Origin of the sequence: Neoroseomonas lacus (genome assembly GCF_014644535.1) — a bacterium.
In the GTDB taxonomy this organism is placed as follows: domain Bacteria; phylum Pseudomonadota; class Alphaproteobacteria; order Acetobacterales; family Acetobacteraceae; genus Neoroseomonas; species Neoroseomonas lacus.
In genome coordinates this window covers 227606-248417 of sequence record NZ_BMKW01000006.1, presented here as the reverse complement: position 1 = coordinate 248417, position 20812 = coordinate 227606, and the positions used below count along the sequence as shown (strand labels likewise).

Genomic DNA, 20812 nt, shown 5'->3' with positions numbered 1-20812 from the left:
CCATCATGCCACGCATCACCGCCCTTTATGCCGGCCTGCTGCTCCTGCTCTTCCTGGTGCTGACCGCGCGGGTCCTGGCGAGGCGTTACAAGGCGCAGGTCGTGCTCGGCACCGGCGGTGACCGGATGCTGGAACGGACGGTGCGGGCGCACGCCAATTGCGCCGAATATGTCCCGGTCTTCCTGGTCACGCTGCTCGCCGCCGAATTGTGCGGCGCGCCCGCCGTGGCGCTGCACGCCGCCGGGGTAGCGATGCTCGCCGGGCGCGTCGCGCATAGCATCGGCATGTCGCACGACCCTGACATCGTGCCGCTGCGCGGCGGCGGCATGATCCTGACGCTGTCGGGGCTGGCGCTCGCGGCGCTCCTTGCCCTCGGCGGCGCGGCGCACCTGTGGTAGCGCCGGGCGTATGAGCGCATCCTCCTCCTCCTCAGTCGACCGCGTGCGCGCGGCGCTCGCCGCCGCCGGCCATCCCGACACCATCGAGACCTTCCCCGACGGCACGCGCAGCGCTGCCGATGCCGCCGCCGCGGTCGGCTGCGCCGTGGCGCAGATCGCCAAATCCATCGTTTTCCGCGCCGGGACGCGGGCCGTGCTGGTCATCGCCTCCGGCGCCAACCGGGTGGATATGGCCAAGGTCGCCGCCGCCATCGGACAGCCGGTCAAGCGCGCCGACGGCAATTGGGTGCGCGATGCGACTGGCTTCGCCATCGGTGGCGTCTCCCCGGTCGGGCATCTGGCACCGCCGATCCTGCTGCTCGACGCCGAGCTGATGGCGCTCGACCCGGTCTGGGCAGCGGCAGGTTCGCCCCAGCATGTGTTCCGGACCACGCCGGCCGAGCTGTGCCGCATTACCGCGGCAATCGTTGCCGACATCCGGGAGGATGGCTGATGCAGGCCACGACGCTCTGGGCCGCGCTGCTGGCGCCGGTCTGCCTGTGGCTCTCGCTGCGCGTCATTGGCGAGCGGCGGCACGCGGGGGTGGCCATCGGCGCGGGCGACGACCCGGTGCTGGAACGCGCCATCCGGGCGCAAGGCAATTTCGCCGAATACGTGCCCTTCGCGCTCGTGCTGCTCGCCTTGGCCGAGGGGGGCGGCACGCCGGGCTGGGTCATCCACCCGCTGGGTGCGGCGCTGCTGGCCGGGCGCATCGCCCATGGCTGGGGCATCGTGCGGCAGCCGGAGGATTACCGCTTTCGCGTCGGCGGCATGATGGCGACCTTCTCGGTCATCGCCGTGGCCGCACTGGCGGCGCTGGTGGCGGTGTTGGTCGGCTGGTGACCGGGCGACACGACGGGGATGCGCCATCGGCCGCGCTGCCATAAGCTGCCGCCACCGAACGCCTCAAGGGAGATGCCACATGACCGTCACCGTCCAGCAGATGCTCGCCGCCGCCGAGGCCGTGGTGCCGCGCATCGCAGCGGAGGAAGCCAAGGGCCTGGTCGGCAGCCCCGACGTGGTCTTCCTCGATGTGCGGGAACCGAATGAGGTCGCGGCATCGGGCAAGGTGCCGGGCGCGCTCGCCATCCCGCGCGGCCTGGTGGAATTCCGTGCCGACCCGGCCTCGCCGCTGCATGACGCGAATTTCGACCGTGCCAAGACGATCGTCGCCTATTGCGCCTCGGGCGGGCGTTCGGCGCTGGTGCTGAAAACGCTGCACGACATGGGCTACCAGAACGTCCGCAACCTCGGTGGCTTCAAGGGCTGGGTGGATGCCGGCGGCGAGGTCGAGAAGGCCTGATCCGCCACGGCCGCTGCGACCCCGGCGCCGTATCGCGCGTCAGGTCAGCGGCCGCGGCGCCGGCTGGCGCCAGGAAGGTCAACGACACCGGAGGACGAAGCCCTCGGCCGTTCACCGGCCATTAGCCGGGATCGCTGCCTAATCGGCCCATCACGGCCCCTTCATCCATGACGGGGCCCCAAGGGGGCCTTTCATGGCAACGACTCTGGTCAACGGTCTCGGCGGCGCGGCGGGATTTGGGGAAAACGCGGTCGTCCGCACCGATGACGGCTCCTCCACCTTCATCGACCTGACGACGGTCCTGCCGGGCGGCCTCAATTTCTTCGGCCAGTTGTTCACCGGCCTGTGGGTGAACAACAACGGCTCCGTCAGCTTCGCCAGCAGCATGAGCAGCTTCACGCCGACCGCCATCACCGGCAGCACGGCGAACCCGCTGATCACGCCCTTCTGGGCCGATGTGGATACCCGCGGCGGGCCGGCCGCCCCCTCTGCCGGCGGCACCTCCGCCGGCAGCAACCAAGTCTGGTATGACCTCGACACCGCCACCGGCACCTTCACCGTTACCTGGGACGATGTCGGCTACTTCAACCGCAAGACCGACAAGCTCAACGCCTTCCAGCTGGAACTCGCCAAGGTCGGCGACGACGGCGACTTCAACATCACCTTCCGCTACGAAAACGTCGACTGGACCACGGGCGACTTCTCCGGCGGCAGCGGCGGCCTCGGCGGCACGGTGGCGCGGGCGGGCTATTCCTCGGGCAATGGGCTCGACTACCTGGAGCTGCCGCAATCGGGCAACCAGGCCGCGATCCTCGCCCTCGAAGCCGCCAGCAACATCGGCACGCCCGGCACTTATGAGTTCGCCATCCGCAACGGCGCCGTGCTCGCGACGCTCGCCGTCGGCGACGCGCAGGTGCTGGAAGGCGACGGCACCTCGCCGCGCTTCGTCTCGGTGCCGGTCACGCTGTCCGCCCCGTCGGATGAACCGGTGACCGTGTTCTACCGCACCGGCGCTGGCACCGCTGGCGCGGCGGAGGATTTCGTCGCCCAGCGCGGAGCCCTGACCTTCGCCCCCGGCGTCACGCAGCAGGACATCCTCATCGAGATCCTCGGCGACACGCGCCTCGAGGCCGACGAGACCTTCACCGTGCGGCTCTACGCCGCGAGCGGCGCCGCGCTGCGCGACGACCTCAGCGTCGTAACCATCACCAATGACGACGGCCTCTCGGTCGCCAATGTCACGACCGTGGAGGGCAATGCCGGCGCCCCCGGCAGCATGGTCTTCGAGGTACGGCTGCTGACCGCCTCGACCGAGGCGGTCACCGTGGACTACGCCACCGCCGACGGCAGCGCGACCGCCGGGGACGACTACACCGCGACCAGCGGCAGCCTGACCTTCGCCGCCGGGGAGACGCAGAAATTCGTCACCGTCAGCCTCGTGGGCGACACGGCGAACGAGGCCGACGAGACCCTGTCGGTCACCCTGTCCAACGCCTCCGGCGCACCGATCGCACGCTCCAGCGCCACCGGCACGATCGTCGACGACGACGGGCTGGTCATCCGCGACGTCACGCTGGTCGAAGGCACCAACAGCAGCGCCGGCACCGCCACCGTCACCATCAGCCTGGCCGGCCCGGCCGAGCAGGAGGTCACCGTCGACTACGCGACCGAGGACGGGTCCGCGATCGGCGGGATCGACTATGTCCCGAGCAGCGGCACCGTGACCATCGCGGTGGGGCAGAGCTCGGCCACCGTCGCCATTCCGATCATCCGCGATGCCGTGGTCGAGAGCGGCGAGACCTTCGGCGTCCGCCTGTCCAACGCCAGCGGCGTGGCGATCCGCGACGACCTCGCCACCGTCACGCTGATCGATGATGACGGCTTCTCGATCACCGACGCGTCCGTCGTGGAAGGCAGCGGCGGCAGCCTCAACCTGCTCTTCACGGTCAGCCTCGCCTCGGCGATGTCGGCGAGCGCGTCGATCGACTACGCCACATCCGACGGTACTGCGCTGGCCGGCGCCGACTACACCGCCACCTCGGGCACCCTGACCTTCAGCGCCGGGCAAACCAGCCGCACCTTCAGCGTGCCGATCACCACCGACACCGATTCGGAATCGAAGGAGACCTTCACGGTCACCCTGAGCAACCCGACCGCCGGTGGCATCCTGCGTGCCACCGCGACCGCCACCATCGTCGACGATGACGGCCTCGCCATCGGCAATGTGACGATCACCGAAGGCAATGGCGGCGGCACCGTGACCGCCACCGCCACGGTCACGCTCACCGCCAGCGCCTCGCCCGTCACGGTCGACTGGGCGACGGTGAATGGCACGGCAGAGGCCGGGTCGGACTTCACCGCCGCCTCCGGCAGCCTCACCTTCGCCCCCGGCGAGACCAGCAAGACCATCGAGATCACCGTCGCCTCGGACGACCTGTGGGAAGCGAATGAGGCGTTCCGCATCGTGCTCGCCAATGCGGTCGGCGCGCAGATCATCGACCGCAGCGGCACCGTCACCATCACCAATGACGACAGCCGCACCGCCCCGGTGATGGACATCCAGGATGCCCGCATCACCGAGGGCACCGATGGCGGCCCGGTGATGCGTTTCACCGTCGGCCTGTCCTACTCCGTCGGCACCGACATCACGGTGAATTTCGCCACCCAGGACGGCAGCGCCAAGGCCGGCCTGGACTACACGGCGACATCCGGCACGCTCACCATCCTGGCCAACCAGCGCACCGGCGTCATCGAGGTGCCGATCACCGCCGATGCGGTCGTCGAAGGCAACGAGTTCTTCCGCCTTTCCCTCGCCAACCCGGCCGGCGGTGCCACGATCGGCGACGGCGCGGCCTTCGGCTTCATCCCCAACGACGATTCCGCCTTCGACCTCGCGACCTCCACGCCGCTGCTCGCCGAAGGCGACTCCGGCACCACCGACTTCACCTTCACCGTCACCCGCAGCGGCGACCTCAGCGTCGCGCAGGCGGTGCGCTGGGCCGTGCGCCCCGACGGCAGCGGCGGCGCGGCCGCCTCGGCATCGGATTTCATCGGTGGCCGGCGGCCCAATGGCGCGGTGTATTTCGCCGCCGGGGAAACCACCGAGACCATCACCATCCAGATCGCCGGCGACACCCTCGCCGAACAGCGTGAAGGCTTCGCCGTGGTGCTCTCGGGCCCGACCCGCGGCGCATCGCTCGGCATCTCGCAGGTGCTCGCCGCGATCGGCAATGACGACGACTTCGCCGGCGGCGGCGGCACCGACACGCTGCGCGGCGGCGGCGACGACGACCACGTCTCCGGCATGGGCGGCAACGACCTGCTGCGCGGCGAAGGCGGCAACGACACCATCCTCGGCGGCGATGGCCAGGACACGATCCGTGGCGGCGCCGGGGCGGACAGCCTCGATGGCGGCCCCGGCAATGCCGATGTGCTCACCTATGCCGGCGCCACCGCGGGCGTCACGGTGGACCTCGCCACCGGCCATGGCACCGGCGGCGATGCGCAGGGCGACACATTATCCGGCTTCGAGGCGGTGATCGGCGGCAATGGCGATGACAGCCTGGTCGGCGGCAGCGGCGCCGACAGTCTCTATGGCGGGGCGGGGGCGGATACGCTGGAAGGCGGGTCGGGCAATGACCGCCTCGCCGGCGGCAACGGCGCTAACCGCCTGGTGGGCGGCGTGGGCGACGACGTCTATATCGTGGTCTCCGCCGACGACACCGTGGTCGAGGCCACGGATGACGGCAACGACCTTGTCTATGCCAGCCTCAACCATACCCTGGTGGACAACGTCGAATCACTGAGTCTGGTCGGCACCGGCCCGACCGACGGCACCGGCAACGCGATGGACAATCGCCTGATCGGCAGCGCTGGAGACAATGTGCTGCGCGGCCTCGCCGGCAACGACGTGCTGGCCGGCGGTGACGGAGCGGATACGCTGGTCGGCGGCGCCGGGCTGGACCAGTTCAATGGCGGCGCCGGCGCCGACGTCTTCCTCTACGAACAGGCCTCCGACAGCGCGCCCGCCAATCGCGAACTGATCTTCGGCTTCGCCAGCGGCGAGGACCGCATTGACCTCTCGGTGATCGGAACGGATATCGGTGGCTGGGCCGATGAGGCCTTCGTCACCGGCAGCAGCTTCGCCGCCGCCCACCAGGTCGCCTGGGACGCCGAAGCCGGCCTGCTGCGGATCGATACCGACGGCAACCTCGCCACGGTGGAGATACTGATCCGCATGACCGTGGCCACACCCCTCGTCGAGACCGACCTGATCCTGGCCTGACGCCGCCGGGATGAGGTCAGGCGGCGCCCTTGGCGCGCCGCTCGCTCTCGGTCTTCAACTGCCCGCAGGCGGCGAGGATGTCCCGCCCGCGCGGCCGTCGGATCGGGCTGGCATAGCCGGCCTCGTTCAGGATGGCTGCAAAGCGCTGGATCGCCTCCGAGGTCGAGGTCTTGTACGCGCTGCCCGGCCAGGGGTTGAACGGGATCAGGTTCACCTTGGCCGGCATGCCGCGGATCAGCCGCACCAGCTCACGCGCCTCGGCCTCGCTGTCGTTCACGCCGCGCAGCATGACGTATTCGAAGGTGATGCGTCGCGCATTCGACGCGCCCGGATACCGCCGGCAGGCGGCGAGCAATTCGGCGATCGGGTATTTGCGGTTCAGCGGCACGATCTCGTCGCGCAATTCATCCGTCACCGCATGCAGCGACACCGCCAGGCCGACGCCAAGTTCCGCCCCGCAGCGGTCCATCATCGGCACCACGCCGGACGTGCTCAGCGTGATGCGCCGGCGCGACAGGCCGATGCCCTCATGGTCCATCACGATGCGCAGCGCCTTGGCCACGTTCTCGTAATTGTACAGCGGCTCGCCCATTCCCATGACGACGATGTTCGACAGGTGCCGCGCCGTGCCATCCTTCGGGGACGGCCATTCGCCATAGGAATCGCGCGCCGCCATGAACTGGCCGACGATCTCGGCCGCACCGAGGTTGCGCACCAGCTTCTGCGTGCCGGTGTGGCAGAACTTGCAAGACAGCGTGCAGCCGACCTGGGTGGAGATGCAGACCGCGCCGCGATCCTCATCCATCGACGGGATGTAGACCGTCTCGACCCGCTGGTCGTCGCGGAAGGCGAACACCCATTTGCGGGTGGAATCGCTGCTGTCCTGCTGTGTCGCCACCCCGGGCCGGCCGACCACGAACCGTGCCGCCAGCTTGCCCTGCATGGGCTTGGCGATGGTCGTCATCCTGGCGAAATCGGTCTCGCCCTGGTGGTAGATCCAGTGCCAGAGCTGCTTGGCGCGGAACGGCTTCTCGCCGATCTCGGCCATCTCCGCGATCAACTCCTCGCGCGACAGCCCGACCAGGTCGCGCCGCCCATCGGGCAGCATGGCCGGCGGCGGCGCGAAGATCGCGGCCTTCGCCAGGATCCGTGCGCGCTCCGCTTCTTCCAGCCCGTCAGTCGTGAGGGTGGTGCTCATCGCCGGGGCGCCGGGCATTCCTGGCTGATCGCGTCATAGGCGGCGGAAAAGCCCGACAGGCTGAAAGTGTCCGTCGCGACGCCGCGCCCGGCGGCGCGTGGCCCGCGCGAGACCGCCGTCGACCCGCCGCGGAAGGCGGCGACCGCTGCCCGCCCATCCCGTGCGAATGCCGAATTGCCGCCTGTGTAGAAGGCAAGCTGCGTCTGGCCGACCGCGACGGTGACCGCCGCGTTGCGCGGATAGGCATAGCCCGCCGACAGCGCCACCTGGTCGCGCCCGGTGGCACGGTGCGCCACGGTCAGGATCACCCCTTCCCGCGACGGGTCGGTGCGCGAGGCGCGCGTAAAAGCGTAGCAGACCTTCTGCCCGCCCTCGCTGTGGACCGCCGCGGTCCAGGCCTGGAAGTCGCCCAGCCGTCGCGGCGCATTGGCTGGCGCTGCGCCACGCTGCTGCGCCAGGGCGGGCCCGACCACCAGGGCAATCAAGGCCGGAACGAGAATGAACTTGCGCATGCCCCCTTGATACGAAGCCCGGCCGCCCGGGGCAACCGCAAGCACCCTTCTGGTCCTCCGGCGCGTCCCGGCGTAACACGCCGCGCATGAGCGACGCCGCCGATGCCGCCCTGGCCGCCCAGTACGAATCCTACCCCTACCCCCAACGCGACCCGCGCGATGAGGCGAAGCGCCTGATCGTCGGCAGCCCGAGCCATTTGCGGGAGGTCGACCACTGGATCTTCGGCGCCCGCCGCCCCGCCACCCAACCACTGAAGGCGCTGGTCGCCGGTGGCGGCTCCGGCGATGCGACGCTGATGCTGGCCCAGCAGATGGCCACGGCCGGGCGCGCGGGCAGCGTCACTTGGCTCGACCGTTCCGCCGCCGCGCGGAAGGTGGCCGGCGCCCGCGTCGCTGCCCGATCTCTCGATAACGTGATATTCGAGGAAGGCTCCCTCCTCGACCTGCCGGCCAGCGGCCTCGGCCCGTTCGACTACATCGATTGCTGCGGCGTGCTGCACCATTTGCCGGACCCGCTGGCCGGGCTGCGCGCGCTGGTCTCGGTGCTCGCACCGGGCGGCGGCGTCGGGCTGATGGTCTATGCGCCGCATGGGCGCACCGGCGTCTACATGGTGCAGGATGCGCTGCGGCTGCTCGCGCCCGCCAGCCAGCCGCCGCGCGAGCGGGTCGAGGTCGCCAAGCGCCTGTGGCGCCAATTGCCCGACACCAATTGGCTGCGCCGCAACCCCTGGATCACCGACCATGTGAAGGGCGGCGATGCCGGCATCTACGACCTGCTGCTGAACCCGCGCGACATCGCCTTCACCGTGCCGAAGCTGGCCGGGATGGTCGCCGCCGCGGGGCTCGAGATCCGCTGCCTGGTCGAACCCTTCCGCTACGACCCGGACAGTTTCCTGACCGACCCGCGGCTGCGCGAACGCACCGCCGGGCTGGACCCGGTGCAGCGCGCCGCCCTGGCCGAGGCGACCTCGGGCAATATGGGCATCCACATCGCCTATTGCGTGCGCGCCGGGCAGGCGGCGCCGCTGCCGGCCTGGGACGACCCGGAATCGGTGCCGGTGCTGCGGGAACTTGACGGGGTGAAGCTCGCCGCGACTATCCCGGCCGATGGCGTGCTACGCATCGCCTTCGACGGGCTGACCGTGCCGGTCGCCCTGCCACGCTTGGCGCAGGCCATCCTCGCACGGGTGGACGGGCAGCGCAGCATCGGCGCGATCGGCGACGAGCTGGCTGAGAAGGGCGTGTCGCGGGAGGCCTTTGCGAAGGATTTCGCCGCCGTGGCACGGGCGATGGAGCGGGTGAACCGGCTGCTGCTCGCGGCTCGGTAGGGCGTCGCGGCTCTCTGCAGCCCCACGGGCGCTTTTTGTTGGCCGGTGGAACCAGGAGGGGCTTTGCCCCTCCCGGACCCTCCCCACCAAAGGCCTAAGGGCCTCTGGACACCTCGATTTGACGCCGGGCGCCGAGACCCGCCCTTGCATACGAATGGCGCTGCGTGGGCGCAGGATGAACGCCAAGCCAACGCCAGTAGCCAGCTTTCCAAATGCCCCGTCATTTGGCGGGACGGTTTGGAGAGGCAGTGCCCCTCCAACCTTTCGTCGAGGTCATCCAACAGGACCGCACCGATGCCCACAGGCACGGCAGGCAATGCTGGATTCTGGCCATTGTTCTTGCTATGTTTCAACAATCAATGGGCGAAGTGCGTCTGCGGCGAAATTCACGCCGAATGGCGTTAAAAGTCTAAAATCCTAAAATCTTAAAGTAAGTGAAATCAACGGCTTCGTCTGTTGGGGAGCCGCGTTCGGCCGCCATGGCGGCACGCCACCGGGGCGCAATCCACGCCTCGACCCATTCCGTTCCCACCTCGCCCTGCCTTAGGCTCCCCGCCAAGGCCCGCTTGAGGCCCGGAGGAAACCCACATGCTCACCCGTCGCGCCCTCAGCGGCGCTGCTGTCGCCCTGCTCGCCGCCCCATCCGTCCGCGCCCAGGCCCCCTGGCCCGACAAGCCGATCCGCTTCGTCATCGGCGGTGCCGCCGGCGGCGTGTCGGACATTTTCGTGCGCATGATGGAGAACCGCCTGCGCGAAAAGCTCGGCCAACCCGTCATCATCGACCCGCGCCCAGGCGCCGGCGGCATGGTCGGCGCCGAGGTGACCGCCCGCGCCGCGCCCGATGGTTACAGCTACTACGTCAACCACGTCGCCTCCCACGGCATCGGGCCGACCCTGTACCGCCGCCTCTCCTTCGACCCGCTGAAGGACCTGCCGGGCGTGGCGCGCATCGCGGCGATGCCGAACGTCATGATCGTCAAGGGCGACGGCCCGGTGAAATCGGTGCAGGAACTGGTGGCCTTCTGCCGCGCCAATCCGGCGCGGGCGAATTTCTCCTCGGCCGGCTCGGGCACCTCGTCGCATCTGGGGGGGCTTTTGTTCGGCATGCGCATGGGCCTGGACCTGACCCACGTGCCCTATCGCGGCACCGCGCCCTCCATGGCCGCGGTGCTGAACGGGGAGGTGCTGTTCAACATCGACAACGCGCCGGCCTCCCGCCAGCAGGTGCTTGCCGGCATGCTGCGCGCGCTCGGCGTCTCCACCGGGCAGCGCGCCAGCACCATGCCCGACGTCCCGACGCTGCAGGAACAGGGCGTACCCGATTTCGATGTGGCATCCTGGTACGGCATCGCCATGCCGGCGGCCGTTCCGGTGGCGATTCGCCACCGGCTCGGCGCGGAGATCGTCGCCGCCCTCAACGACCCCGGCATCGCCCAGCGTCTGCGCGACTACGGGGCGGAACCCTGGCCGCTCGGCCCCACCGCCTACGACGCCTTCATGCGCGACGAGGTGGCGAAATGGGCGCCGGTGGTCCGCGCATCCGGCGCGCAGGTGGATTGACCGGGGCGGCGGCGCGCCCTCGCCTTCCGGCCACGCTCCGGGCATAGACCGGCGGTGTGACTGAACCGATCCTGCACCGCCGCATCCTGTTCGTGCTACTGGCCCTGGCCCTCATGGCCGGGCTGCTGCGCTTGGCCGTCGCCGTGCTGGCGCCGGGCGGCTGGACGGTCTGGGAAGCGCTGATCCTGCTCTGCTTCCTCGGCACCATGCCCTGGAGCGCGCTGTCGGCGGCCAACGCCCTGGTCGGCCTGGCCATTCTGCTCGTTGCGAAGGACCCTGTCGCCGCCGTGCTGCCGCAGGCCCGCGCCGCCCGCCAAGGCCCGCCGCAGGGCCGCACCGCCATCGCCATCTGTATCCGCAACGAGGACATGGCCACCGTCCTGCCGCCCCTGGCGCGGCTGATGGATGGGCTGGCCGCGCGCGGCATGGCCGGCCGCTTCGCCCTATGGGTGCTCTCCGACACCCCGGCCGGCCCGGCCGCCGAGGCCGAGGAAGCCGCCATCCGCGCCTTCGTCGAGGGCCGCACCGACACGAACTACCGCCGCCGCGCCGCCAATGACGGCTTCAAGGCCGGCAATGTGATGGATTTCCTCGACCATCATGCCGAGGGGCTCGACCATTTCCTCTGTCTCGACGCCGATTCCGAGATGACGCCGGAGGCGGTCCTTCGCCTCGTCGCCATCCTCGAAGCCGACCCGAAACTCGCCATCGTCCAGCAACTCATCCATGGCCGGCCGGCCACCGCCGCCTTCCCGCGCCTGTTCCAGTTCGGCATGCGCCAGGGCATGCGCACATGGGCGATCGGCCAGGCCTGGTGGCAGGGCGATGAGGGCCCCTATTGGGGTCACAACGCGGTCATCCGCATCGCGCTGTTTCGCGAGCATGGCCGGCTCGCCCCGCTGCCGGACGGGTCGCGCATCCTGTCCCACGACCAGGTCGAGGCCACCCGCCTGACCGCGGCGGGATGGAAGGTGCGCGTGCTGCCCGACGACACCGGCAGCCGTGAGGGCAATCCGCCGACCTTCGGCGATTTCGTCACCCGCGACCTGCGATGGGCCGGCGGCAACATGCAGTACCTCGCGCTGCTGCGCCTGCCCGGCCAGACGCCGATGGCGCGCTGGCAATTGCTGCAGGCCATGCTGCTGTTCATCGGCGCGCCGCTGTGGTGCGCCATCCTGGTCTTCGCAGCGCTGAACGCGCTGACCGGCGGCGGCGCCACGCCGACCGGCTGGCTGCTGTTGCTGCTGTTCGTCGGCTGGGTATGCCATTACGCGCCGAAGCTCGCCGGCTATGCCGAGTTGCTGCTCAAGCCCACCCTCGCCGAAGCCTATGGCGGCCGCGACGACGTGCTGCGCGGCGCCGCCGCCGAGATCGGCTTCACCACGCTGATGGAACCGGCCCGGCTGATGGCGCAGGCGCTGTTTCTGCTCGCCTTGCCGTTCGGCCTCAAGGTCGGCTGGGTGCCGCAGAACCGCGCCGATCGCGGCGTCTCCTGGGCCGATGCGGCGCGGCAATTCTGGCCGCCGACGCTGGCCGGCCTGGTGCTGGGCCTGGCCTTCGCGGTGGCCTCGCCATTGGCGCTGCTGCTGGCGTTGCCAGTGCTGGTGTCGCTGCTGTTCGCGATCCCCTTCGCGGTCGTGACCGCGGATGCCCGGTTCTCCTCCTGGCTGCGGCGGGAGGAGATCTGCGCCATGCCGGAGGAACGGTTGGGCGGGCGGTAGAAGGTTGAGGGGCGCTGCCCCTCGAGCAGCCCGGCGGACGCGGAGGTTACTGCGCCTTCGGGCGATTCCTGCGAAATCGAAGACCGGCCGATTGCCCAGCCTGCTATTCTGCCGGTCATGCTCCACCTCCGCCGTATCCTGCGCGCGCCACTGCTCCTGCTCGCCTTCCTCTGGGTGGTGCTGGAGGAAACCATATGGCACTGGGCCGGCCTGCTCGGCGCCCAGATCGCCCGGCTGCCAATCTTCGCCGGGCTGGAACGGCTCGTGTTGCGGCTTGATCCGCGCCTCGTCCTGTTGCTGTTCCTGATCCCGCTGCTCGGGCTGATCCCGCTGAAGCTCGCGGCGGTCTGGCTGATCGGCGGCGGGCACCCGATCAAGGGCGTGGTGCTGCTGCTCTCGGCGAAGTTCGTCGGCACCGCGCTGTCGGCGCATCTCTATACCGTGGCGGAACCGAAGCTGATGCAGATCGCCATCTTCGCCCGGATGCGGAACGTCGTGGTTGCCCTGCTGGCACGCGCCCACGCCTATCTCGACGCCTCACCCAGTTGGCAGGCGGCGCGCCGGACGGTGCAGCGGGCCAAGTTGGCGGCGCGCGACCTCGCCGCGACAGCACGGCGCTGGATCTTCGGCGACGGCCCCGGCCTGGTCGCCCGCATCCGTGCCGTCCGCGCTCAATGGAAGCGCCGCACGTAACGGCGCGGCCCGCTCAGCGGTCCTTCAACGCCTCATAGAGCGACCGCAGCCGCAGCGTCATCGGCCCGGGTGGCGCGGCGGGAAGGACGCGGCCGTCGATCGCCCGCACCGGTGTCAGCCCGCCGAAAGTGCCGGTGACGAAAGCCTCCTCAGCGCCATAGACGTCCATCAGCGCGAAATTCGCCTGCCGCAGCGGAATGCCGTTCTCCCGGCACAGTGCGATGACATGCCCGCGCGTGACGCCGCGGAAGCAATAGTCACCGCTCGAGGTCCACACTTCGCCGCCGCGCACGAAGAAGAAGTTCGTCGCATTGCAGGAGGAGACAAAGCCGTGCGGGTCGAGCATCAGCGCCTCGTCCGCGCCCGCCTTGATCGCCTGGTTCAGCGCGATGATGAGGTTGAGCCGGCTGTGCGAATTCAGCCGCATGTCGAACATGTCCGCCGGCGAACAACGGATGCTGGAGGTGAACAGCGACAGCCCGGTCGTCACGATGGCCGGGCTCGGCAGCTTCCATTCGGCGACGATCACCACCGTCGCGCGGCCGATGGTCTGGCGCGGGTCCTGGTTCGGCGTCTTCTTCAACCCGCGTGTCACCATCAGGCGGATATGGACGCCATCCTCCATGCCGTTGGCGCGCAGCGTCTCCCACAACGCCGCCACCAATGCCTCGCGCGTCATGCCGATGTCGAGGTCGATCGCCCGCGCGCCGTCGAACAACCGGTCGAGGTGCAGATCGAGGAAGACCAGCCGGCCCTTGTGCAGCCGCATGCCTTCCCACACGCCGTCGCCGAGCACGAAGCCGGCATCGAAGACCGACACGCGCGCCTCGTCGCGCGGCACCAGCGCGCCGCTGACATAGACCTTCACCGTCGCATTGCGCGGGTCGGCGGCGAAATCCTGGCTGCCCTTCATGGAACCTCCGGTGTGCTTGTCATGCCCAGGCTGGTCCAGCGAAGCGCGCCAGGCGGAAGGGCGTGGTGTCGAGATTGCCCGGTGTCTCGGTGGCGAGGTCCGCCACCAGCCGCCCGGTCGTCGCCGCCCAGGACAGGCCCATATGGCCATGGCCGAAGGCGTAGATGACATTCGCGGTCTGCGAGGCGCGATCGATGATCGGCAGGGAATCCGGCAGGCTCGGGCGATGGCCCATCCAGAAGCTGGCGCCCCCGGTCTGCAAGCCTGGCAAAAAGGTGCGGGCAGTGTCGATCAGCCGGCGTGCGCGGTCCCAGTTGGGTGGCGCTTCGAGGCTTGCGAGTTCCACCGTACCCGCGAGGCGCAGCCGCTCGCCCATCGGCAGCAGCGCGAAGCCGCGCGCGACATGCGACATGCTGTGGCGCGGCATCACGCCGGGCTGGGGCAGCACGACGTGATAGCCACGCTCACTCTCCAGCGGCACGCGGTCGCCCAGTAGCGCCGTGAGCCGGTTCGACCAGGCCCCCGCGGCGATCACCACCTGGCTCGCGGCGACAACGTCGCCAGTGGCGAGGATGGCGCCGGTGACGTGGTTCGCCTCGCGGCGGAAGCCGGCGACGCTGCCGGTGACGACCTCGCCGCCACCGGCGCGGAAACAGGCGTCCAGCGCGCGCATCAGGCGCAGCGGTTCGATCACCGAGCTACGGTCCGGCGAGGCGACGGCGAAGGTGATGCTCTCGCCAAGGGTCGGTTCCAGCGCGTGCAGCGCGGCGCGGTCGAGCAATTCGTGGCGCAGCCCGGCCTTGACCCGCAACTGCCAGCGCCAGCCTTCCGCCTCGAAATCCGCGCGTGAGCCATAGAGGCGTAGATGCGGCCCGGGCTGCACCAGCGCCTGCGCGCCGGCGGCGTCGAGCAATGGCTGGTAGTCGAGATGGATGCGGTCGCACAACGCCGCCATGGCGGCCGAGATCGCCGCCACCCGATCCGGCCTGCCGGCGCGCAGGAAGCGGATCAGCCAGGGCGTGAGGCGCGGCAGATGGCGCCAGCGTATCGCCAGCGGCCCGAGCGGGTCGGCGAGCCAGCCAGGCACCTTGCGCAGCGTATCCGGCCCGGACAGCGGTACGACCTCGCCAACAGCGAATTGTCCGGCATTGCCGAAGGAGGCCGCGCGTTCCGCCTCGCCCGGATCGACCAGCGTGACAGCGAGGCCGCGCCGTTGCATCTGCAGCGCGGAGCACAGCCCGATGAAGCCGCCGCCGATGACGACGACCGGGGCGTTCATGCCTTCGGACCGTCATCCGGGATGGGGGTGCCGTCGAGGATGCGCTGCCAGGAAAAGCGCGACAGGTCGATGGAACGGAAGCCGCCATCGAGGATCATCTCCTTCACCGCGCGGCCGACCGCCGGGGCGTGTTGCAGTCCATGGCCGGAGAAGCCCGCGCAGAGCAGGAAGTTCGGCACCTTGTCGTACCAGTCGATCACCGGATTCCCGTCGAGGCGGTTCATGTCGTAATGGCCGACCCAGCCGCCGCGCGGCTTGATTGTCTCGAAGGCCGTGCATTGTTCGGCGAGTTGCGGCCAGAGCGATTCCTCGAAGACCTCGTGCTGGAGTTCCCAGTTGAATCCGGCGGCTTCGTTGAAGTTGGTGTGCCCGCACAGATAGACGCCGGCATGCCGGCGCACCGACAGGCCGGCCAGGTGGCGCATGGCGGGGAAGGGTTCCACCGGGTCCTGCGTCAGGAAATGGAATTGCTGCCGGCGCATGGGCTCGATCGGCACCGACATGCCAATCATGGCGCAGACATCCGCGGCCCAGCAATTCGCGGTGTTGACGGCGATGTCGACCGGCAGGCTCGCGCCGGATTCGAGCCGCGCGGCAACGACCTTGTTGCCGACGACGTCTAGCCCGACGACACGGTCCTTGAGGTAGGTGATGCCGAGGCCTTCCGCCGCGCGGCGATAGCCCATCAGCGCGGCGTTGGGGTCGATCTGGCCATCGCCGGGAGACAGCGCGCCGGCATCGACTCCGTGGAAGCTGAAGGAGGGGTAGCGCCGGCGCAATTCGGCGGCGTCCAGCACGTCGACCTCGACGCCGAGCGATTGCTGCATGCGGACATTGGCTTCGAGCGAAGCGAGCGCTTCCGCCCCCTGCACCAGGAACAGATATCCGAGGCGCTGGAAGGCCGGGTCGAAAGTGACCTTGCCGCCAGTGACGTGCTGGTCGAAGGCCGAATAGACCTCGTCGCCATAGAGCGACATCTGCACATTCTCGGGGATGGCGTGTTGCAGGCGCACGCCGCCCACCGCCCGCGGCGTCGCGGCGAATTCATAGGTGGGGTCGGGCTCCACCACGATGACATCCGCCGCCGCGCCGGCGCGCGCCAGGCTGTAGGCGATGGCGGAACCCATGATGCCGCCACCGATGATGACGATCCGGCGCATGCTCGCGTCCTTCAGGAATGGCCGGCCGCTTCGGGGGCGGGGTCCGGCAGGCGAAAGAGGGTGTGGCTGCGCAGGAATTCGCGCGTGCGTTCCTGCTTCGGGTTCTGCAGGACCTCCTGCGGCGTGCCTTCCTCGTGCACCATGCCGCCTTCTAGGAAGATGACGCGGTCGGCAACGTTGTAGGCGAAGCCAAGCTCATGGGTGACCACGAGCATGGTCATGCCTTCCTCGCTGAGGCGGCGCATGGAAAGCAGCACCTCGCCGACCAATTCGGGGTCGAGCGCGGAGGTAGCTTCATCGAACAGCATCATCGTCGGTTCCATGGCGAGTGCACGGGCGATGGCGACGCGCTGCTGCTGGCCGCCCGACAGGCGCGCCGGATACTCGCGCGCCTTCTCCAGGATACCGACGCGGCGGAGGTTGTCGTGCGCCAGGGTGCGCGCGGTCTCCTCGGTCATGCCGCGCAGCTTCATCGGCCCGATCATGACATTGCCTTCGACCGTCATGTGCGGGAACAGGTTGAATTGCTGGAACACCATGCCGACGCGGGCGCGCAGCGCGTTGAGTTCGCGCGTGCCGTAGGACATCACGCCGGGCGTGCCTGTCTCGCGGCCGACCAGCCGGCCTTCGATGGTGATGCGGCCTTCGCTCGGCATTTCCAGGAAGTTCAGGCAGCGCAGCAGCGTGCTCTTGCCCGAGCCGCTGGCGCCGAGGATGACGATGGTCTCGCCCTTATGGACCGACAGGTCGATACCGCGCAGGACATGCAGCAACCCGAAACGCTTGTGCAGATTTTCGACACGCAGCACTTCATCCATGCCGGCGCAGCCTCCTTTCCAGCAGGGACGATGCCGCGCTGACCAGCGCCAGCACGACGATGAAGAAGACGCCGACCGCGGTGTAGCTCTCGATCGGGCGGAATTCCTGGTCGCTCAGCACCTTCGCCGAATACAGCACCTCGCCATAGGCGATGGTGGAGGCGATGGCGGTGGTCTTGACCACTTCCATCACCTGGTTGGTGAGCGGCGGCGTGATGGACCGCATGGCCTGCGGCAACACCACGTAGCGCATCTGCGCGAGATAGCCGAAGCCGATGGCGCGCGCGGCTTCCCACTGGCCCTTCTCGACCGACTGGATGCCGCTGCGGAAAATCTCGGTCATGTAGGCGCCGGCATAGAGCGACACCGCCGTCGCGGCGGCGGCGAAGGGGCCTGGCTGCGCGCCGGTGATGATCGGGATGGCGAAGTAACACCACAGGATCTGCACCAAGACGGGGATGTTGCGGAAGAACTCGACATAGCAGGTGCCGAGCAGCCGCAGCGCCGCGAAACGCGACAGCCGTGCCGCAGCGAACACCAGGCCAAGCGCCATGCCGGCGAGCACGCAGGTGATGGCGAGGCCGAAGGTGCCGAGGATACCGCGCAGGATGAAGTCGCGCTGACCGAGCAGGAAGGCGAAGTCCCATTCATGCCCCATCCTCGGCTACTCCGGCACCGCGAAGCGGCGCTCGGCGAAGCGCACGAACTGGCTCGCCGTGAAGATGACGGTGAAGAAGAACAGCGCGACGACGGTGAAGGTCTCGATCGGGCGGAAGGTGTCCGACGCCGTGCGCTGCGCCATCTGCACGATCTCGGTGTAGGAGATGGCGGCGGCGAGCGAGGTGGTCTTGAACAGCTCGGTCAGCCGGGTGAAGAAGATCGGCACCATGCGGCGCACCGCCTGGGGCAGGATAATGTAGCGCAGCGTCCGGCCCAGCCCCATGCCGAGCGCCTTGGCCGCCTGCCATTGTCCGGCCTTCACGCCCTGGATGCCGCCGCGGAACACCTCGGCCATATAGGCGCCGGTCTGCAGGCCCAGCGTCAGCGACACGGCGGTGAAGGTGTTGAAGTCGACACCGACCAGCAGCGGGAAGGCAAAGTAGAACCAATAGATCAGCACGATGGTCGGCGAGGCGCGGAACAGGTCCGTGTAGATTACCGCGAACCAGGCGATCACGGGCAGGCGCGACAGCCGCATCAGCGCCACCAGCAGCCCGATCGGGAAGGCGATGAGGATCGCCATCCCGGCCAGGGCGAAGGTGCCCTTGGCGCCTTCGATCAGCAGGTCGCCGTGCCGGAAGACGGCGGCGAAATCCCACTGATACTCCATCGTGCCGCGCCCGCGCCGTTACCAGGCCTCGCGCTGGATGGCGGTGGCGCGGCCGGGTTCAAGGCCACGGAAGGCCATGTACTCATCATAGAAGCGTTGGGTGATGCCGGCGTTGTAGTAGTACGCCACCACGGTCGAGAGGTAGTTCGCCCAACGCGTGTCGGCTTCCTTGCGCACACCTGCACCGGCCGGCACGGCGACGACCGGGCGCGGGATCAGCGTCTTGCCGCTGCGCAGCCGCGCGATGGCAAGGTCGGAACCGGGTGCGGTCATGAAGGCCGCGTCGATCCGGTTGGCCTGCCACGCCGCGAGCAACTCGCCCGTCGTCTGATAGCGCTGGATGCTGCCGCGCGGCGACAGGCGCGTCAGGGTCTGGTCGGTCGAGGTACCGAGCACGACGCCGCTCCGCGCGGCTGGATCGCTCAGCTCCGCCCAGGTGGTGGGCGCGAAATTGTTCTTGGCGAGCGCCGCGACCGGATACCAGAGGATCGGGTTGTTGACGAAGTCGATCGCCAACGCGCGTTCGGGCGTCGGGTCGAGGATGAACATGGTGTCGATCTGGTTCGCCTGCAGCGCGGCGACGGCGGTGCCCCAGGTGACCTCCACCATTTCGAGCTGCACGTTCATCGCCTTGGCGATGGCGTCGCCGAGGCTCGGCCCGATGCCGCGCCAGGTGACGTCGCCGATCTTGACGCCGCCGGGCGCGCTGCTGTTGGCCGTGTCCTTGAAGTACCAGGGTTCGGTCAGCGCGGCGCCGACGCGCAGACGCCTGGTCTGCATGATCTGGTCCCAGGTGGATGCCGCCCCCTGGGCATGAGCTGCACGCGAACCGAGCAGCGCGCCACCCGCGGCGGCCAGGGCCGGCAGCATCCGGCGTGCGATCGACACTTCCATTGTTCGAGCCTCCTTGATCCCCGCCTCGCGGCATGCGCCGTGGCGTCGGTCACCAAGCGGGAGGAAGACAGCCATCTTGTGCTGCCTGGCGCCCGCCCTATTGAAGCCGCATCGTCTCCCGGTGGGAACGGTAGCCACAAGCTGGTGAGGTCGCCTATCCCCTATTTGCGGGTCAGGGCATTGCATCATCGTCTTTGGCGCCGCGGCGGGTCGCGAACCTTCGTCGCAACCGTTCGGATGCGTTCGTTGGCGCGACCTCGGCGCTCGCCTTGACCGCCACCACTGTTGCCAATGATATCGCCTGCCCCGCGCAAACGCGCGATGCTGGCATGGAGGCTGGTCGAGACCAGACCGGCACCGCGGGAGACCGAGCCATGACCTTGACTGAATCGGCACTCGCCGCCCTTATCGCGCGCGCCTTCGAGCGCCACGGTATGAGCGCGCCCAACGCCGGGCTGGTCGCCGCCGTGGTCGCCGCTGCCGAGCGTGACGGTGCGGCCAGCCATGGCCTGCTGCGCCTCGACGGCTACATCGCGACGCTGCGCAGCGGCTGGGTCGATGGACGGGCGGTGCCGGTGGTGACGCAGCCGGCGCCGTCGATCCTCGCCGTCAATGCCGCCAACGGTTTCGCCCAGGTCGCCCTCGCCGCGGTGCGCGACCAGGCGACGGCAACAGCACGCAGTCAGGGGCTCGCGGCGGTCTGCGTATCGGACTCGCACCACTTCGCCGCGCTGTGGCCCGACATCGAGCCCTTCGCCGAACAGGGCCTCATCGCCCTGACGATGGTGAATGCGCGTGGCCGCATCGTGGTCTGGGGCGGAAAGCGAAAGGTACTCGGCACCAATCCGATGGCCTTTGCCTGCCCGCGCAGCGACGGCCCGCCGGTGGTCTGGGACCAGGCCTCCAGCCTGCGCGCTCAGGGCGAGGTGCTGAAGGCGCGCGTGGAAGGCCGAAGCGTGCCGGAGGGCATCGGCCTCGACGCTGCCGGCGCACCGACCACGGACCCGGCCGCGATCCTAGATGGCGGCGCGTTGCTGCCCTTCGGCGGCCACAAGGGCGCAGGAATCGCCTTCATGGTCGAGGTGCTCGCCGCCGCGTTGACCGGCGGGCGCTTCGGCTTCCAGGATGACTCCCCGAGCTTTCCCGGGGCGCAGACCTCGCGCGCCGGGCAGTTCCTGCTGCTGATCGACCCGGCGCGTGGCCCGGGCGGCGATGTTCCCGGCCGCATCGCCGCGCTGGTCGGCGTGTTGCGCGAGGCCGGCGCGCAGCGCATGCCCGGCGACGAGCGACACCATCGCCGCGCGCTGGCCTTGCGCGACGGTATCGCGATCCCGGCGGCGATCCATGCGAAGCTGCTGGCCTTGGCTGGCGAGGAATGATG

19 protein-coding genes are annotated in these 20812 nt (G+C 69.3%); 10 read left to right on the top strand and 9 right to left on the bottom strand.

Features of this window, described 5'->3' with window-relative positions; all coding sequences use genetic code 11:
• Nucleotides 1-5: 5 nt before the first annotated feature.
• From IEY36_RS13660 to IEY36_RS13640, 5 genes are all read left to right on the top strand, one after another.
• Complete coding sequence (locus tag IEY36_RS13660) at nt 6-398, top strand: MAPEG family protein (RefSeq protein ID WP_188967627.1); 393 nt, start codon at nt 6-8, stop codon at nt 396-398.
• Nucleotides 399-408: 10 nt separating this feature from the next.
• Nucleotides 409-891: a YbaK/EbsC family protein gene (locus IEY36_RS13655; protein WP_188967626.1), complete on the top strand. Its 483-nt coding sequence runs from the start codon at nt 409-411 to the stop codon at nt 889-891.
• The gene (locus IEY36_RS13650) at nt 891-1280 is read left to right on the top strand and encodes an MAPEG family protein (protein WP_188967625.1); all 390 of its coding nucleotides are present in this window, start codon (nt 891-893) and stop codon (nt 1278-1280) included. The genes IEY36_RS13655 and IEY36_RS13650 overlap by 1 nt, the downstream gene beginning before the upstream one ends.
• A gap of 79 nt (nt 1281-1359) precedes the next feature.
• Complete coding sequence (locus IEY36_RS13645; RefSeq protein ID WP_188967624.1) at nt 1360-1740, top strand: rhodanese-like domain-containing protein; 381 nt, start codon at nt 1360-1362, stop codon at nt 1738-1740.
• A gap of 193 nt (nt 1741-1933) precedes the next feature.
• On the top strand, nt 1934-6025 hold the full coding sequence (locus tag IEY36_RS13640) for a beta strand repeat-containing protein (RefSeq protein WP_188967623.1): 4092 nt from the start codon (nt 1934-1936) through the stop codon (nt 6023-6025).
• A 16-nt stretch (nt 6026-6041) separates the two neighbouring features.
• On the opposite strand, the gene rlmN is transcribed toward IEY36_RS13640, so the two are convergent.
• Nucleotides 6042-7241 (bottom strand): 23S rRNA (adenine(2503)-C(2))-methyltransferase RlmN, encoded by a 1200-nt coding sequence (gene rlmN, locus IEY36_RS13635; RefSeq protein ID WP_188967622.1) that lies wholly within the window; start codon nt 7239-7241, stop codon nt 6042-6044.
• Nucleotides 7220-7735 (bottom strand): invasion associated locus B family protein, encoded by a 516-nt coding sequence (locus IEY36_RS13630; protein WP_188967621.1) that lies wholly within the window; start codon nt 7733-7735, stop codon nt 7220-7222. The genes rlmN and IEY36_RS13630 overlap by 22 nt, the downstream gene beginning before the upstream one ends.
• An 86-nt stretch (nt 7736-7821) precedes the next feature.
• Between IEY36_RS13630 and IEY36_RS13625 the strand changes: the two genes are divergently transcribed.
• The 4 genes from IEY36_RS13625 to IEY36_RS13610 all read left to right on the top strand — a co-directional run bounded on the left by IEY36_RS13625 (nt 7822) and on the right by IEY36_RS13610 (nt 13037).
• Complete coding sequence (locus IEY36_RS13625; protein ID WP_188967620.1) at nt 7822-9063, top strand: methyltransferase; 1242 nt, start codon at nt 7822-7824, stop codon at nt 9061-9063.
• Nucleotides 9064-9651: 588 nt separating this feature from the next.
• The gene (locus tag IEY36_RS13620; protein WP_188967619.1) at nt 9652-10623 is read left to right on the top strand and encodes a Bug family tripartite tricarboxylate transporter substrate binding protein; all 972 of its coding nucleotides are present in this window, start codon (nt 9652-9654) and stop codon (nt 10621-10623) included.
• A gap of 56 nt (nt 10624-10679) precedes the next feature.
• Entirely contained in the window at nt 10680-12344 is a 1665-nt protein-coding gene (gene mdoH, locus IEY36_RS13615) for a glucans biosynthesis glucosyltransferase MdoH (RefSeq protein ID WP_229681304.1), read from the top strand.
• Between the two features lie 117 nt (nt 12345-12461).
• On the top strand, nt 12462-13037 hold the full coding sequence (locus tag IEY36_RS13610) for a hypothetical protein (protein ID WP_188967618.1): 576 nt from the start codon (nt 12462-12464) through the stop codon (nt 13035-13037).
• 13 nt (nt 13038-13050) lie between these two features.
• On the opposite strand, the gene IEY36_RS13605 is transcribed toward IEY36_RS13610, so the two are convergent.
• From IEY36_RS13605 to IEY36_RS13575, 7 genes are read right to left on the bottom strand one after another with little or no spacing between them, the layout of a single operon-like run.
• Nucleotides 13051-13950 (bottom strand): aminotransferase class IV, encoded by a 900-nt coding sequence (locus tag IEY36_RS13605; RefSeq protein ID WP_188967617.1) that lies wholly within the window; start codon nt 13948-13950, stop codon nt 13051-13053.
• 19 nt (nt 13951-13969) lie between these two features.
• A complete protein-coding gene (locus IEY36_RS13600) occupies nt 13970-15229 on the bottom strand; it encodes an NAD(P)/FAD-dependent oxidoreductase (protein WP_188967616.1) in 1260 nt (419 codons plus the stop codon).
• Nucleotides 15226-16389 carry an NAD(P)/FAD-dependent oxidoreductase gene (locus IEY36_RS13595; protein WP_188967615.1) on the bottom strand — a complete coding sequence of 388 codons (1164 nt, stop codon included), beginning with the start codon at nt 16387-16389 and terminating at the stop codon, nt 15226-15228. The genes IEY36_RS13600 and IEY36_RS13595 overlap by 4 nt, the downstream gene beginning before the upstream one ends.
• A gap of 11 nt (nt 16390-16400) precedes the next feature.
• On the bottom strand, nt 16401-17207 hold the full coding sequence (locus IEY36_RS13590; RefSeq protein ID WP_272873136.1) for an amino acid ABC transporter ATP-binding protein: 807 nt from the start codon (nt 17205-17207) through the stop codon (nt 16401-16403).
• The gene (locus IEY36_RS13585) at nt 17200-17865 is read right to left on the bottom strand and encodes an amino acid ABC transporter permease (protein ID WP_188967614.1); all 666 of its coding nucleotides are present in this window, start codon (nt 17863-17865) and stop codon (nt 17200-17202) included. The genes IEY36_RS13590 and IEY36_RS13585 overlap by 8 nt, the downstream gene beginning before the upstream one ends.
• Nucleotides 17866-17871: 6 nt before the next feature.
• Nucleotides 17872-18537 (bottom strand): amino acid ABC transporter permease, encoded by a 666-nt coding sequence (locus IEY36_RS13580; RefSeq protein ID WP_188967613.1) that lies wholly within the window; start codon nt 18535-18537, stop codon nt 17872-17874.
• Nucleotides 18538-18555: 18 nt separating this feature from the next.
• Nucleotides 18556-19431, bottom strand: coding sequence for a transporter substrate-binding domain-containing protein (locus tag IEY36_RS13575; protein ID WP_188967612.1), 876 nt, complete (start codon nt 19429-19431; stop codon nt 18556-18558).
• Nucleotides 19432-19805: 374 nt separating this feature from the next.
• Between IEY36_RS13575 and IEY36_RS13570 the strand changes: the two genes are divergently transcribed.
• Nucleotides 19806-20810: an Ldh family oxidoreductase gene (locus tag IEY36_RS13570; protein ID WP_229681303.1), complete on the top strand. Its 1005-nt coding sequence runs from the start codon at nt 19806-19808 to the stop codon at nt 20808-20810.
• Nucleotides 20811-20812 lie beyond the last annotated feature (2 nt).